Source organism: Streptomyces sp. NPDC002004 (assembly GCF_053593975.1).
In genome coordinates, this window is record NZ_JBSFDP010000001.1 from 543,967 (window position 1) to 558,920 (window position 14,954).

The window sequence follows — 14,954 nt, forward strand, 5'->3', positions numbered from 1 at the left end:
CCTCCAGTTGATCAGCCGATAACGGCAGTACGTTCAGGTAAGTCTGTGATGTCTCTGTTCCAACACGCGAAAGGCGGACCTGCTTCCCGTTCGGGAAGCCGAGGTCCGCCTCGCGCTGAGAACTCGCTCTACGGGAGCCTTGATCCGTGAATCAGTGGATCAGGCGACCGGAACGATGTTCACGACCTTGCGGCCGCGGTGCGTGCCGAACTCCACCGCACCGGCCTGCAGGGCGAACAGCGTGTCGTCGCCGCCACGGCCGACGCCCGCACCCGGGTGGAAGTGGGTGCCGCGCTGGCGGACCAGGATCTCACCGGCGTTGACGACCTGACCGCCGAAGCGCTTCACGCCGAGCCGCTGAGCGTTCGAGTCGCGACCGTTCCGAGTGGACGATGCGCCCTTCTTGTGTGCCATCTCTCCTCAGTCCCTTACTTCGCAGCCGTGGGGATCTCAGTGACCTTGATCGCCGTGTACTGCTGGCGGTGGCCCTGACGACGGCGGTAGCCGGTCTTGTTCTTGTAGCGCAGGATGTCGATCTTCGCGCCCTTGTGGTGGTCCACGACCTCGGCCTGGACCTTGATGCCGGCCAGCACCCACGGGTCGCTGGTCACGGAGTCCCCGTCGACGAGCAGCAGGGTCGAGAGCTCGACCGTGTCGCCAATCTGGGCAGTGGAAATCTTGTCAACCTCAACGATGTCGCCGACAGCAACCTTGTGCTGGCGACCACCGCTGCGCACGATGGCGTACACGCGGATCTCACTCTCTGTGCTCGAAACGGATCCCCTGATGCCAGCCGCTCACGCGGGCCCCGAAGGCCCTGCGATCCGCAGAGGACGAACGGCCTCTCCGTGGCGAGCCTGTCCGGCCCGGCCTGGAGGGAGTTGCTCAGAGGGGTGGCGTCCACAGACGCCGACGGTCAAGGTTACGGGGCCCGGTCTGAAGGGTCAAACCGGGCCCCGTAACCCGTGCCGGTACCGGCATTCCTGCCGGTACCGGCGGTCGAACAGGTGGGCCGACGGCGCCGGTCAGGCCTCGTCGCCCGAGGCCGCCACGGAGGACAGCGTCGGCTGCGCCGCCGCGGTCTTCTTCGTGGCCGCCTTCTTCGCCGTGGCCTTCTTCGCCGTCGCCTTCTTGGCGACGGTGGTCTTCTTGGCCGCGGTCTTCTTGGTGGCCGCCTTCTTCGCCGTGGCCTTCTTGGCGGTCTTGCGGGCCGCCTTCTTGGCCGCAGGGGCCTCGGCCTCCGCAGCGGCCTCCTCGGCGACCGGTGCGGCGGTCTCCTCGGCAGCGGCCTCCTCGGCCGCCTCCTCGTCCCGTCCGGCCTGCTCGTTCGCCTCGACCGGCTCCGCCGTCGCCGCTTCGGCCGACGGGACGACCACGACGGCCGCCTCGTCGGACGTGGCGGGCGCTGTGGCCCTGCGGACCGCACGGCGCCGCGGACGGGCCGGGGCGGGCTCGGCGGCCGGCTCGGCCGGCGCCGCGGGCTCCTCGGCCGCAGCGGCGGCCTCGGGAGCGGCTTGCGCGGCCGGCTCCGTGACCGTCACCTCGGCGGCCACCGGCTCGTCGGCAGCCTTCGGCGAACCGGCCGGGGCCGTCGCCTTGCGGGTCGCCCGACGGCGCGTACGGCCCTTCGGCGCGGCTTCGGCAACGGGCTCGCCCGCGGCCTCGGCGACGGGCTCCACCGGGGCCTGGGCCTCCTCGGCCTCCTTGGCGGCCTCGGCGGCCTTCTTGGGGGCCTCCGCACGGTTCACGACGGCCTCCGCCGCCTGCGGAGCACCCGCAGGAGCGGACACCCGACGGGTGGCCCGGCGCCGCCGGCCACGTCCGCCGACGGCGGCCTCGGCCTCGGCAGCCGAGCTGTACAGCTCCTCGTCCGGCGCAAAGGCGGGCTCGGGCAGCGCCACGGGAGCCGCGGCCTCGGCCGCGACCTCCTCCGCGGTCTCGGCGGTCTCCTCCTCGGTCACCGCCGGCTCCGCGGCCTCGTGGACGTGCTCGCCGCCACGGCCGCGCTTCTTGCGCTTGCCGCCGCCACCCGGGGTGGTCGGCTGCTCCATGTGCACGATCAGGCCACGGCCGTTGCAGTGGACGCAGGTCTCGGAGAACGACTCCAGCAGGCCCTGGCCGACCCGCTTGCGGGTCATCTGGACCAGGCCCAGCGAGGTGACCTCGGCGACCTGGTGCTTCGTACGGTCCCGGCCCAGGCATTCGAGCAGACGCCGCAGCACCAGGTCCCGGTTGGACTCCAGCACCATGTCGATGAAGTCGATGACGACGATGCCGCCCAGGTCGCGCAGCCGCAGCTGGCGCACGATCTCCTCGGCCGCCTCCAGGTTGTTCCTGGTCACGGTCTCTTCGAGATTGCCGCCCTGGCCGGTGAACTTGCCGGTGTTGACGTCGACCACGACCATGGCCTCGGTCTTGTCGATCACCAGCGAGCCGCCGCTCGGCAGCCAGACCTTGCGGTCCAGCGCCTTGGAGAGCTGCTCGTCGATCCGGTAGGTCGCGAAGACGTCGACCTCGGAGGTCCACCGCTGCAGCCGGTCGGCCAGGTCGGGCGCGACGTGCGCGACATAGCCGTGGATGGTCTGCCAGGCGTCGTCACCGCTGACGATGACCTTGGAGAAGTCCTCGTTGAAGATGTCGCGTACGACACGGACGGTCATGTCCGGCTCGCCGTACAGCAGCGTCGGAGCGTTGCCGCTCTTCGCCTTCTTCTGGATGTCCTCCCACTGCGACTGCAGACGCTCGACGTCGCGGCGCAGCTCGTCCTCGCTCGCGCCCTCGGCGGCGGTGCGCACGATGACGCCCGCGTCCTCGGGGACGATCTTCTTGAGGATGGTCTTCAGACGCGCGCGCTCGGTGTCGGGCAGCTTGCGGCTGATGCCGGTCATCGAGCCCTCGGGCACGTAGACCAGGTAGCGGCCCGGCAGCGAGACCTGGCTGGTCAGGCGGGCGCCCTTGTGGCCGATCGGGTCCTTCGTCACCTGGACGAGCACCGACTGGCCGGACTTGAGAGCCGTCTCGATGCGGCGCGGGCCGTTGGCGAGCCCCAGCGCCTCGAAGTTGACCTCACCCGCGTACAGGACGGCGTTGCGGCCCTTGCCGATGTCGATGAAGGCGGCCTCCATCGACGGCAGCACGTTCTGGACCTTGCCCAGGTAGACGTTGCCGACGTACGAGGTCGACTGCTCCTTGTTGACGTAGTGCTCGACGAGCACGTTGTCCTCGAGGACGCCGATCTGCGTGCGGTCGCCGTGCTGGCGGACGACCATCACACGCTCGACGGCCTCACGGCGCGCCAGGAACTCCGCCTCGGTGATGATCGGCACGCGGCGGCGGCCCTGCTCGCGGCCCTCGCGGCGGCGCTGCTTCTTCGCCTCCAGACGGGTGGAGCCCTTGATGGACTGCACCTCGTCCGAGACCGGCTTCTCCTTGCGCGGCTCGCGGACCTTGACGACCGTGCGCTCCGGGTCCTCGGGGGACGGCTCGGTGTCGACGGAGGTGTCACCGGCACGACGACGGCGACGACGGCGGCGACGGCTGCTGGTGGAGCCCGACTCGTAGCCGTCGGCGCGCTCCGCGGCCTCCTCGTCGTCCTCCTCTTCCTGCTCCGCGGTGTCCTCGCGGTCCTGGTCGGCCTGTTCGCGTTCGGCGGCGTACTCCTCCGCCTCCGCATCGGCGGACTCACCGCGACGACGGCGGCGGCCGCCGCGACGGCGACGGCGACGCGAACCGGTCTCCTCGCTCTCCTCGGCCTCGGCGGCCTCGTCGGTGAGCTCCTCGACGGCCTCGTCCTCGGCCTCGTCCTCGCCGGCCTCGGGGATCTCCTCCGTGAGGGGGGCCACGGGCTCGGCGCCACGGCGACGGCGACGGCGGCGCGGCGAGGTCTCCTCCACGGCCTCGGCCGCGTCCTCGTCCGTGCCGGAGACCTCGGCGGCCTCGGCTGCGGCAGCGGCGGCGGCGCGCTCCGGGGTCTGGAACATCGGCTCGGCGAACACGGGCGCCTGGAACACGGCGACGGACGGACGCGCGGGCCGCGCGGATTCCCCGGCACCGGCCTCGCCGCCCCGTGCCTTCTGCGCCGCGGGCTCGGAGAACCCGGTCGCGGCCTTGCGGGCGGCCCGGCGGCGGCCACGGCGGGGCGCGGCCTCCTCGGCCTCGGGGGCCTCTGCGGCGGTCTCGGGCTCGGTAGTCCCGGCGGCGGCCTCGGGCGTGGGCTCGGTGGCCACGGCGGCCTCCTCGGCAGGCGTGCTCTCGGCGGCACCGGCGGCGGACACGCCCCGGGTCGCCCGGCGGCGGGTACGGCCACGGGGAGCGGCGGGCTCCTCCGCGGTGGGCGCGGCAGCGGCGGCCACGGCGGCCTCCTCCAGCGCGGCGACCTGGTCGGCGACGGCCGGCTCGGCGGGCGCGGATGTCCCGGCGCTCTCGGCGGCGGCCTCCGGTGCTCCGGCGGGCGCGGACACGCGGCGGGTGGCGCGGCGGCGGGTACGACGCGGGGCCGCGGCGTCCTCGGCACCGGCGTCGGCGGCCTCGGGGGTCGCGGTGGTCTTCTCCGCGGTCTCGGCGACCGGAGCGGGGGCGGCCTCGGGCGCGGTCTCGGCGGCCGTCTCGACGGCCTCCGGCGCGGCCACGGCACGGGTAGCACGACGGCGCGCACGACGCGGCGCCGGAGCCTCCTCGGCGGCGGCCTCGGCGGCCGGAGCGGCCTCGGCTGCTTCAGTGGCCTTCTCCGCGTCCTCGGCGGCCGGAGCGGCGACCGTCTCGACGGCCTCCGGCGCGGCCACGGCACGAGTGGCACGACGGCGCGCACGACGCGGCGCCGGAGCCTCCTCGGCGGCGGCCTCGGCGGCCGGAGCGGCCTCGGCTGCTTCGGTGGCCTTCTCCGCGGCCTCGGCGACGGGAGCGGCAGCGGCCTCGGCGGCCTGCGCCGGGGGCGCGGACACGGCACGAGTGGCGCGACGGCGCGTACGACGCGGGGCCGCGGCCTCCTCGACGGCTTCGCCTTCCTCTTCCGTTGCGGCGGCGGCCTCGGCGGGCCGCTGCTCGGCACCGGCGCTCACCGGCGCCGGTGCGGTGGGCTCCGCAGCCACCTCCACGGCCTGTCCGGCCTCGGCACCCGTGCCTGCGGGCACGTCCGTCTCCGCGGACGGTATGGCCGGCGTCGTGGGCTCCGGGGTCGCCGTGGGCGGTCCCGCGGGGCGGGACGCGGCGCGGCGCCTGCGGCGGGGCGGCAGCGTGTCACTGGGGGTGTTGTTCTCGGAGCCCTCAGTGGGTTCGTTCGGCTCGAGCATGCGGGCGTATCTCCCGTCAGGCTCCCGGGCGCCGCGCCTGGTCCGGTGACGTCCGCGGCTCACACGCTGCGTGGCGCGGGGCCGCCGTCCGGGGGCGCGGGCGCCGCACGGGAGCTCTATGTCCTGTCTCGCCGGTTCCGTACGCGTTGTACGTACGGCCTGGCGAAAGTCTGCTGGTCGGTGCGTCGCCCGACCCAGGTGGCTCCCGAGTACGAGGGCGGCGCTTCGACGACCGTCCTTACGCGGAACCTTCCGGCATCGGCGCCTTCGCGGCGGCGGCTTCGGCGGCCCCTGAGCGATCGGCCGGGGCGGCCGTGACTGCCTCGCGGTCGGGCGCGAGCGGGTCGGTCACCGTGCCGGTCTCTTCATCGAAAAGCCCCTGCGCCAGCCTGGTCACCGCTGCGGGGACCGGCGGCGCCAGGTCGGCCACAGCTCGGAGACCGGACAGGACGTCGTCGGGTCGAACGGCAGGCGTCACGTGCCGAACAACCAGCCGCAGTATCGCACAGGGCTGGTCCCCGGACCTATCAGCCGGGGCTTCGGCCACTTCGAGACTCGCGACGGCCGGCCGGGCGTCGAACGTCCGCATGCCGTTCTTGGTCCTGCGGCTCACCTCGACCGTCCCGGCCGCCCGGAAGGTCTCCGCCGCGCGCGCCGCGTCCGCCGGCTCCACGCCGTCGAGGCGCAGCTCCCACACGGAGGCGGTCAGCCGGTCGGCGAGACCCGAGGTGCGGGCCTCGACGGCCTCGGTCACATCGAGCCCCGGCGGCAGCGACTCGTCGAGGAGGACGCGCAGCTTCTCCGGGTCGCGCGACGCGGTGAGCGCGATCTCCAGGTACTCGGCCTCACTGCCCGTGCCGGTGGGTGCGGCATTGGCGTACGACACCTTCGGGTGGGGCGTGAACCCCGCCGAGTACGCCATGGGTACCTCGGCGCGGCGCAGCGCCCGCTCGAAAGCGCGCTGGAAGTCACGGTGGCTGGTGAACCGGAGGCGGCCGCGCTTGGTGTAGCGCAGACGGATGCGCTGCACCGCGGGTGCGGGCGGCGGGCCTTCGGGCTGTCGCTTGCCCAGTGTCGTCAGTCCTTCATGAGTGCGGTCGTACTGCTACCAAGAGTACGTTCTCCGTCGCCCCCGGGTTCCCGCCGGGGGCGCCCGAGCGGAAGGGGCTCGGGTGCGCGCGGGGCACCGAAGAGCGCGCGGCGGATGTCTGCGCGGGCCTGGCGCGCGGTGTCGCGGGCCGCTGCCAGGGCCTGGCGCACCGTGTGTCCGACGGCCTCGGCGGCCCGGGCCGCCGGCCGCCAGACCACGTCGCGGACAAGGTGCCCGACCGGGGTGAGGACCGTCCGGTACGCCCACCTCACCGGCTCGACGAAGATCCACCGGAAGAGTCGTCCGAGGAACCGTCCGACGACGAGTGACACATGTCCGGCGACCCGCCAGGCGTGCCCGAGGGCGTCCCGCACCTCGCGGGCGAGCACGGCGACCGCCCGTCCCACCGGCGCCAGCACCCATCGCCAGAGGGCCAGCGCGGGCACCGCGAGGAGCCAGCGCAGCAGGGTCACGACGACGAGGGCGATTCCCGCGGCCACCCGGGCCACGCCCGCCCCGGTCTTCCGCGCCGCCCAGGCGACCCCGGCGGCGACGTACCGCGCCGTGCGGGCGATCGCCCGCCCGCACGGGGCGAGCAACGTGCCGTACAGCCATGCCGAGGGCGTGACGACGAGGACGCGCCACAGCAGGGCGCACCCGTTCCCGAAGCGGCGGGCCAGCCACGCGACGCCGCGGCCCAGTGCGCGGGCACCGTGCGCGATGCCCCGCCCCAAGGGTGCCAGCACGGTCTCGTGGAGCCACCCGGCGGGCGCGACGACCAGTACCCGCCCGAGCCGGGCGAGCACTCCGCCGAGCGGCACGGCGACGTACTTCCACAGCGCCACCCAGGGCGTGACGAACAGCAGCCTGCCCAGCCACAGCAGGGCGGCACCGATACCCCTGAGCAGTGAGCCCGTCACGGTCGCCACGCCCGCGGCCAGCCGGGCCACGCCACGGCCGACCGGTGCCAGCACCCACATCACGGCACGGCCGAACGGCCTGAGTACGGCGTCGTTCAGGAACCGGCCGCACACCACGAGCGCGTCCCACACCATGCGCACCGGGACGACGAGCACCAGCACCACGATCCGCACGGGGATGCGGACGGCGACGGTCAGGCACCCCTCCCCCGCGGGTCCGGGGTCGTGGGTGTCGGTCTTCACGGGGTCCATACGTGCAGGGACGCAGGACCGGCGCACATCGTTGCGGAGCCTGCCCGCGCGCGGCGACCGCCCGGCGGCCGCCCGGCCCGCGCGCGGGCAGGTTCGGTCACTCGGCGCGCGGGCGCAGGACCGGCGCCGTGACGGACAGCCGGCCGCCGAACTGGGCGACCCGTGACACGGTCACGTTCTCGAGGGCGAGGGTGCGTACGGGTGCCGTGGGACGGGTGAGCCACCGGGGCACGGCGTCGGGGGTGACGGTGACACCGCGGCCCGCACGCTGTGCGGCTCCTCCCCGGCCGGCGACCGTGCCGGACAGCTTCCTCATGTACAGGGTCACCACACCCCCGCCCTCGGCCGTGACGGTGGCGGTCCCGGGCCCGGCCCGCAGACGCGGCGCCGAACCGCCCCGGTCCGTCGTCATGTCGAGGCCGCCGATGTCCAGCGATCGTGCGGTGAACTTCAGCATCCGTCGGGACCCGGCGGCGGTCCGCACGGTGACCACGCCGCGGAAGGCGGTGCCGTGCAGCACGAGCCGGTCGGCGCGCAGGGTCCAGGAGGCTCCCGGCAGGCGGGCCGCTGTCCGGGCCCGCGTGCCCGCGGCCCGGGCGCCGCCGGACGCGCGCCCGCCGACATCCGGGGCGAGCGCCGCGGACACCCCCGCGGTACGGGTGCCGCCGAGCACGTGCACCGCGTGCGAGGCCGCCGGTGCGGCGAGGTGCAGCGCCACGGACAGGGCGGTCACGGCCACCGCGCATGCCAGGGGGCGCGGCAGCGGGACGGTCATGCGGGGCGGCGGCGCGGGACGGGTGGGCTCGTCACCCGACATTCCGGTCCCCGGCCGGCGTCGCGGCGGCGGCCACGCGGTCCGCGGCGGCCCGTGGTGCGTCGACGGCCGCGGGCGGAGCCCAGGCGCAGGCCAGTGAGCCGCCGATCAGGGCGGAGATCAGACCGAAGAAGAGGCCCCCGAAGTTGGCGACGGGAAAGGAGACGAGGGCGAGCAGCAGGGCCGCGACCCCGGCGAAGACCCGGATCTGCTGGTGGAACCAGAGGGAGACGCCGAGGACCACGAGGAGCACCCCGATGATCAGGGATCCGGCGCCGGAGGTGGTCGACAGTGCCAGCGGGATGCCGCCCAGGCTCAGGTGCGCGTAGGGGAAGTAGATGATGGGCACACCCGCCTTGAGGGTGAACAGCCCGGCCCAGAAAGGGCGTTCCCCCCGCCACGTCCTGAATCTCCGTCGGGCGTCGGCGGCGGTGACGCGCAGGTCCGGGCGTCTGCCGAAGTGGTCGAAGAACACGGGCGCTTCCCAGGGTGAGCGGCGGACGGGGGCATCCGGCGGACGGGTACGCGGGCGGGCGCCGCCCGCCGGGAGGTCAGAAGCATTCGTGGCGGCCCGCTCGGACGCGCACGTCGAGGCCGGGAATGGTGAAGGTGCCGGCCGAGAACGCGACCACGGTGGCCTGCACATCGGTCAGGGAGGCCGCCTCGGCCTGCTGTGCGATGCCGTCGGGGTCGAAGAACCGCGAGTGCCTGTCCCCCGGGGCGATCGGGCCCTCGGTGACCGCTCCGGCCGCGACACCGACGTCGATGGAGTCCAGATCGGCCTGCCCGGCCGCCACGGACGTCGCGTCGATGAACATGTTCTGCGCCTCGGCCCGGCTCCGGTCGCCTCCGGTGAGCCTCAGCGTGTACGGGCCGAGGGCCGGGATATCGACCACCACGGACTCGCACAGGCCGCTGATCTTCGCGTGCCGGGCTCCGGTGACCACGACCGGCACGAGGCTGCCCCTCCGGGTCACGTCCACCATGCTGTAGATGCTCAGCCCACGGATGTTCAACGTGTCCGCGGCGAACTGGAACCGCTGGCCCGAGATGAAGAACGACGCGGCCAGCGCCCCCTGAGCCATGGCGATCCCGAGAGCCGTCGTGGCGACGGCGCAGGAGACGAGAACGGCGGCGAAGCGCTTCCAGCGGGTTCTGCCGGAGCGGTGCAGCATCCCGTCTCCTCCGGTCATGGGGCCCGCCGGTGCCCGGCGGGGGCCGGAGGCGTCCGGTCCGCCCGCAGGACGGGCGGGCGACGTCCCCGGTGTCCGGTGACGGATCCTAGGCTTACGGGCGCGGTAGCCGACGGCACGTCAGGTCGGCCGGACGGGTGATGTGGCCGGAACAGCGCGCCGTCGCGCGCCGGGGAGGGTCCCGCGCACCCGGCCGTACGGGTGGGCGGACCCGTACGGCCCTGTCCGCCCGCCCCTGCTCAGGCCCGGGTGCAGCTGTGGATGGTCATGCTGCCGCTCGCCTCGATGTGCCGGATCCGCAGCACGCCCTCCTTGGCGTTGTACGCCACGTCGAGCTTCTGCCCGTCGCCCGCGCCGGGCGCGCCTGGCGGCTGCCACGGCAGGACCACGGAGACCGAGTCGCCCACCGTCGCGGGCACCTGGGTGGCCGCGGCGTCGGCCAGGTCCTCCGGGTCGCGCGGCGACTCGGGCGCCCGCAGCGCCAGACGGCCGCCCCGGAGCGACCAGGTGCCCCGCATCGAGTCCAGGCCGGCGTAGGTCATGGACCAGGTGCCGTCCTCGACGACGGCGATGCCGGTCGCCTTCTCACCCCGGGTGCTGGTCGAGTCGACCCGCCAGGTGCCGCGTACGAAGGCGGCGAACGCCTTGCCGGTCGGACCGCTCGCCGCGCCTTCGCCGCCCTCACCCTTCTCGCCGCCGCCCTTGCCCGCACAGGCCGCCAGGAGCGAGGCCCCGACCCCGGCGGCGAGACAGCGAAGTGCCGTGCGCCGGCCGACGACCCGGGCCACGGCACGGGCATCACGCATGCTCATCTTTCCCCGTTCATGCCAAATTCCATGATCACCGCACTCTACCGGCGCGGCCGATCACGGCGACGGCATCGCGCGGCCGCGCCTCTCGCGGCGCCCGGCCGGGTCCGCGCCCGGCCCGGCGCCCGAGGTCGAGGGACGCAAAGGGCGCGACTACGATGGGCATATCGCCCCATAGCGGGCCACATCACGGGCTTGAACCAGGGGCTCGGTCCAGAGCCCGGGCGTGCGGCGGCGCCGGCGCCCCCCAGGGCGGGCATCACACACCTGCCGCTCTTCGCTCTTCATCATGGGCTTTCCCAGCACCGCCAGGGAGCACTGTCATGACTGCTCAATCCGCCTCGATCGTCCTGGAGCGCCCGGCACAGGAGTTGGCCGACGCGACCTCGAACCATCCGTTCCTGTACGAGCTGGAGCCGACCGAGGCGCGCAAGGTCCTCGACGACCTCCAGGCCGCGCCGATCGACAAGCTGCCGGTCGACGAGGAGTGGATCACCGTACCGGCCTCCGTGGGCGACGTCCGGGTGCGCATCGTCAAACCGCAGGGCACCACCGCAACACTGCCCGTCGTGCTGTACATGCACGGCGGCGGCTGGGTGCTGGGCAACGCCGCCACCCATGACCGCCTGGTACGGGAGTTGGCGGTCGGCGCCAACGCGGCAGTGGCCTTCGTGGAGTACACCCCCTCACCGGAGGCCCACTACCCCGTGGCCATCGAGCAGGGCTACGCCACCGCACAGTGGATCACGCGCGAGGGCGCGTCCAAGGGCCTGGACGCCCGGCGCATGGCGGTGGCCGGCGACTCGGTCGGCGGGAACATGACCGCCGCGCTCACCCTGATGGCCAAGGAACGCGGTGACGTCACCTTCGTGCAGCAGTCGATGTACTACCCGGTCACGGACGCGGCCATGGACACCAGGTCCTACGACCAGTTCGACAACGGCTACTACCTCAGCCGCAAGGCGATGGAGTGGTTCTGGGACGCCTACACCACCGACCGGAAGCAGCGCGTGGAGATCACCGCCTCTCCCAACCACGCCACCACCGAGCAGCTCACCGGCCTGCCGCCCGCCCTGCTGATCGTCGACGAGGCCGACGTGCTGCGCGACGAGGGCGAGGCGTACGCCGCCAAGCTGCGCGCCGCCGGCGTGCCGGTCACCACGGTGCGCTACGACGGCACGGTGCACGACTTCATGATGATCAACTCGCTCAGCCAGTCCAAGGCCACCCGAGGAGCCGTCGACCAGGCCGTCTCGCTTCTGCGCGACGCACTCGGAACCGCCTAGGGGACGCCTGGAGTCCCGGCGTCCTGCCGCCCCGTCGGCCGGCGACCGATGAGTTCCGGAGCCCGGTGGGGTCCACCTCTGCACAAGCGAAAGCGGAGCACGAGCTTTGTGAGGGGACCATGAGCACCCACGCCCTACCGCCCGTCGTCGACGCCGCAACCTGGGAGCGCCGGCTCGAGGCACTGCGCTCCCGGGAGAAGGCCGCGACGCGGGAGCTCGACGCCATCGCCGCCGAGCGTCGTCGCCTGCCGATGGTCGAGATGCCCGACTACACCCTCGAGGGCGAGGACGGCCTCGTGCGGCTGGCGGACGTCTTCGAAGGCAGGAGGCAACTGATCGTCTACAACCACATGTGGTTCGCCGGCGAGGAATGGCAGTGCCCTGGCTGCACGGGGTTCACCTCGCAGTACACCCGCCTGGAGTTCCTGGACAACTACGATGCGCGATTCGTCATCGTCACCCAGGGCCCGATCGACGAGGCACTCGCCTACAAGCAGCGGGTCGGCAACCGGATGACGTGGTACTCGACTGCCCACAGCTCCTTCGGGGCCGACGTCGGCGCACCGCCCGGCGGAGGGTTCGCCGTCAACGTGTTCCTGCGCGACGGCGACACCGTCTATCGCACCTGGCACACCAACGGTCGGGGCACCGAGCAGCTCAGTCACACCTTCGCGCTGATCGATCTCCTGCCGTACGGACGGCAGGAGGAATGGCAGGACTCGCCCGAGGGCTGGCCCCAGTCACCCACGTACAGCCGGTGGGCGACGTCCAAGGACATCGCCGCGCGGTACGGCCCGGACTCCGGCGGCCGCTGAACCGGTCACGGCCGATGAGCGTGCGATCCGTCGCCCGCAGTCAGGAACCCCCCGTCGCGCAGCCCGCGCCCGTCGCACGGCGAGCCGCCGCCTCCGCCCGATCGGCCCGGGCCAGCAGGCGGGCTCGACGGCGGGGCCACCACATCAGGTCGGCCAGAAACAGCACGACCACCAGCCACGATGCGATGGTCTCGCCGGAGGAGCCCATCACGCTGTCGTACACGGCGAGAGCGACCGCGAGCACGGTCACGAGCACGACGACCCAGCGGCGCAGCCGGTCCTCCTCGGCGGTCCGGTGCAGGGCGCCGGCGTACTCGACGACCGCGGGCGCCAGCCGGGGATCACCGATGGCCTCGCCTCGCCGGGTGGCACGCACCACGGCCGCGCGGTCGGCGCGGTTCATGCCCTTGGCAGCAGGCCAGACCCTGTCCATCCGGCGCGCCACCCGGGTCCCGTAGAACAGGCTCAGCACCACGAAGACCACCGCGGCGCCCGCCCATGCCCTCGCCTCGACGAGAACGAAAGCCCCGAAGAAGACGCCGGCGGCGAGGCCGGCGCCCACAGCACGGATCACCGACCCCCGCTGCCACATCCACCCCGGAACGAGAAGCACCCGTTCACGGTGGCCATCACCCGTCGGGGACGCAACCACCGCACCGGCACGTCGGCCCGGGGCACACGCACACGGAGCACCACGACGGACGCACTCGGCGTGCACGCGGCGCACCCGGAACGCCGACAGGCCGAGTCACCTGTCCACTGCCCTGACAGGCAGCTGCTGGTGTTCCGTTGCGGCGCAGGGATGCCGAGGCGGCGGCCGCCTGCTTCTGGCGAAGTCCGAAGTCGCGCGGTGACGCATCGGCGGAGTGGTCCGCTCGTGAGGCATCTCAGCAGGCCCGAGTCGCGAGTTCACCGATCAAGCTGCGTACGTATCGCTCGATCTCGTCCCGGATGGGACGTACCGCATCGACCCCCTGACCGGCAGGGTCGTCGAGCTGCCAGTCGAGGTACCGCTTCCCCGGGAACACGGGGCAGGTGTCGCCGCACCCCATCGTGATGACCACGTCCGACGCCTGCACGGCTTCGGTGGTCAGTACCTTCGGGGTCTCGGCGGAGATGTCGATGCCGACCTCCTGCATCGCCTCGACGACCGCCGGATTCACGGTGTCGGCGGGGGCCGAACCCGCGGAGCGCACCTCGATCCTGCCCCCGGCCAGGTGGGTGAGGAAGGCGGCAGCCATCTGAGAGCGCCCGGCGTTGTGGACGCAGACGAACAGGACGGACGGGCGGGGGGCGGGAGCGCTCATGGCGGGATCTTTCCGGGAAGGGGCTTCAGCGAGCGGGAGACACGGTGAGTTCCGTGTCCTGTGGGGGGAGGGCGTTGTCGACGGCCGCAGGGGCGGAGCGGCCGAACATCGCCGCCGCCAGGCCCAGGCCGACGGCCGCACCCACGAGTTGGGCCACGACGAACGGGGCGACCGAGGCCGGAGCGATCCCGGCGAAGGTGTCCGTGAAGGCCCGGCCGAGGGTCACCGCGGGATTCGCGAAGGACGTCGAGGAGGTGAACCAGTACGCGGCACCGATACAGGAAGCCACCGCCACCGGAGCGACATGCGCGCGCCCCGCACGCGTCAGGCCGAGGATCAGCAGGACCAGACCGGCCGTGGCGACGACCTCGCCCAGCCACAGGTGGCCGGCGGAGCGATCGTGCGTCGACCACTTCACCAACGGCTCGGCGAACATCGCGTTCGCCAGCACCGCTCCCCCGATCGCCCCGACGACCTGAGCCGCGATGTACGCGACCACGTCCCGTGCCGCCGGCGCATCATCGGCCCTGCGACCGGAGAGCCACACCGCGAGCGTGACGGCCGGGTTGAAGTGGGCACCGGACACCGGCCCCAGGAGAACGATCAGCACGCCGAGGCCGAACACCGTCGCGAGCGAGTTGGCGAGCAGCTGGACCCCCACATCCCGGGACAGCTCGGTGGCCTGGATTTTGGACCCCACCACAACCGCGACGAGCGCCGCGGTACCCAGCCCTTCGGCGAGCGCACGCCGCGCCAGGGAGGCGTTCACGCGGTCGCCGCGACAGGCCGTGGGTCGGAGAGGAACGCCGCCAGCCGATCCAGCACCCCGGGCAGCACCCAGTAGTAGACCCAGGTCCCACGCCGCTCACAGTCGATGAGCCCCGCCTGACGCAGCAGCTTCAGATGGTGCGAGATCGTCGGCTGCGACAGGTCGAAGGCGGGGGTCAGCTCACAGACGCAGACCTCGCCGCCCTCCCGCGAAGCGATCATCGAGAGCAGCCGCAGCCGCACCGGATCGCCCAGAGCCTTGAACACCTTGGCCAGCTCCGCCGCCCGCTCGTCGTCCAGCGGGGCGGAGACAAGCTTCCGGCAGCAGGCGTCGCCGTCCGCATCCCGGCCGAGGACTTCGAGCTCTTGTTTCGACATGCGTCTATGTTGACGTTTTTCGATCCAGGGCGCA

General features: G+C 73.2%; 15 protein-coding genes. 2 read left to right on the top strand and 13 right to left on the bottom strand.

What is annotated here, in order from left to right; translation table 11 throughout:
* Positions 1 to 159: 159 nt before the first annotated feature.
* From rpmA to ACWCP6_RS02390, 9 genes are all read right to left on the bottom strand, one after another.
* Positions 160 to 414, bottom strand: a complete 255-nt coding sequence (gene rpmA, locus ACWCP6_RS02350) for a 50S ribosomal protein L27 (RefSeq protein ID WP_023550764.1) — start codon at positions 412 to 414, stop codon at positions 160 to 162.
* A 14-nt stretch (positions 415 to 428) separates the two neighbouring features.
* Positions 429 to 749 carry a 50S ribosomal protein L21 gene (rplU, locus tag ACWCP6_RS02355; protein ID WP_450930415.1) on the bottom strand — a complete coding sequence of 107 codons (321 nt, stop codon included), beginning with the start codon at positions 747 to 749 and terminating at the stop codon, positions 429 to 431.
* Between the two features lie 276 nt (positions 750 to 1,025).
* A complete protein-coding gene (locus tag ACWCP6_RS02360; RefSeq protein ID WP_450930416.1) occupies positions 1,026 to 5,288 on the bottom strand; it encodes an Rne/Rng family ribonuclease in 4,263 nt (1,420 codons plus the stop codon).
* Positions 5,289 to 5,526: 238 nt separating this feature from the next.
* Positions 5,527 to 6,318 carry a TIGR03936 family radical SAM-associated protein gene (locus ACWCP6_RS02365; protein WP_450930417.1) on the bottom strand — a complete coding sequence of 264 codons (792 nt, stop codon included), beginning with the start codon at positions 6,316 to 6,318 and terminating at the stop codon, positions 5,527 to 5,529.
* A gap of 47 nt (positions 6,319 to 6,365) precedes the next feature.
* Positions 6,366 to 7,550 carry a hypothetical protein gene (locus tag ACWCP6_RS02370; RefSeq protein WP_450930418.1) on the bottom strand — a complete coding sequence of 395 codons (1,185 nt, stop codon included), beginning with the start codon at positions 7,548 to 7,550 and terminating at the stop codon, positions 6,366 to 6,368.
* A 97-nt stretch (positions 7,551 to 7,647) separates the two neighbouring features.
* Positions 7,648 to 8,367, bottom strand: coding sequence for a hypothetical protein (locus ACWCP6_RS02375; protein WP_450930419.1), 720 nt, complete (start codon positions 8,365 to 8,367; stop codon positions 7,648 to 7,650).
* Positions 8,357 to 8,806, bottom strand: coding sequence for a DUF6114 domain-containing protein (locus tag ACWCP6_RS02380; protein WP_450930559.1), 450 nt, complete (start codon positions 8,804 to 8,806; stop codon positions 8,357 to 8,359). The genes ACWCP6_RS02375 and ACWCP6_RS02380 overlap by 11 nt, the downstream gene beginning before the upstream one ends.
* 109 nt (positions 8,807 to 8,915) lie before the next feature.
* Positions 8,916 to 9,539, bottom strand: coding sequence for a DUF6230 family protein (locus ACWCP6_RS02385; RefSeq protein WP_450930420.1), 624 nt, complete (start codon positions 9,537 to 9,539; stop codon positions 8,916 to 8,918).
* A gap of 257 nt (positions 9,540 to 9,796) precedes the next feature.
* Positions 9,797 to 10,363 carry a hypothetical protein gene (locus ACWCP6_RS02390; RefSeq protein WP_450930421.1) on the bottom strand — a complete coding sequence of 189 codons (567 nt, stop codon included), beginning with the start codon at positions 10,361 to 10,363 and terminating at the stop codon, positions 9,797 to 9,799.
* A 326-nt stretch (positions 10,364 to 10,689) separates the two neighbouring features.
* On the opposite strand from ACWCP6_RS02390, the gene ACWCP6_RS02395 reads away from it, so the two are divergent.
* The gene (locus ACWCP6_RS02395) at positions 10,690 to 11,652 is read left to right on the top strand and encodes an alpha/beta hydrolase (protein WP_450930422.1); all 963 of its coding nucleotides are present in this window, start codon (positions 10,690 to 10,692) and stop codon (positions 11,650 to 11,652) included.
* Positions 11,653 to 11,771: 119 nt separating this feature from the next.
* Positions 11,772 to 12,467, top strand: coding sequence for a DUF899 domain-containing protein (locus ACWCP6_RS02400; protein ID WP_450930423.1), 696 nt, complete (start codon positions 11,772 to 11,774; stop codon positions 12,465 to 12,467).
* A 40-nt stretch (positions 12,468 to 12,507) separates the two neighbouring features.
* Here the strand turns inward: ACWCP6_RS02400 and ACWCP6_RS02405 are convergent, their stop codons facing one another.
* The 4 genes from ACWCP6_RS02405 to ACWCP6_RS02420 form a co-directional block, all read right to left on the bottom strand.
* On the bottom strand, positions 12,508 to 13,080 hold the full coding sequence (locus ACWCP6_RS02405; RefSeq protein WP_450930424.1) for a hypothetical protein: 573 nt from the start codon (positions 13,078 to 13,080) through the stop codon (positions 12,508 to 12,510).
* 274 nt (positions 13,081 to 13,354) lie between these two features.
* Positions 13,355 to 13,774: an arsenate reductase ArsC gene (locus tag ACWCP6_RS02410; protein ID WP_450930425.1), complete on the bottom strand. Its 420-nt coding sequence runs from the start codon at positions 13,772 to 13,774 to the stop codon at positions 13,355 to 13,357.
* Positions 13,775 to 13,799: 25 nt separating this feature from the next.
* The gene (locus ACWCP6_RS02415) at positions 13,800 to 14,543 is read right to left on the bottom strand and encodes an MIP/aquaporin family protein (protein ID WP_450930426.1); all 744 of its coding nucleotides are present in this window, start codon (positions 14,541 to 14,543) and stop codon (positions 13,800 to 13,802) included.
* The gene (locus ACWCP6_RS02420) at positions 14,540 to 14,920 is read right to left on the bottom strand and encodes an ArsR/SmtB family transcription factor (protein ID WP_450930427.1); all 381 of its coding nucleotides are present in this window, start codon (positions 14,918 to 14,920) and stop codon (positions 14,540 to 14,542) included. The genes ACWCP6_RS02415 and ACWCP6_RS02420 overlap by 4 nt, the downstream gene beginning before the upstream one ends.
* Between the last annotated feature and the right edge of the window lie 34 nt (positions 14,921 to 14,954).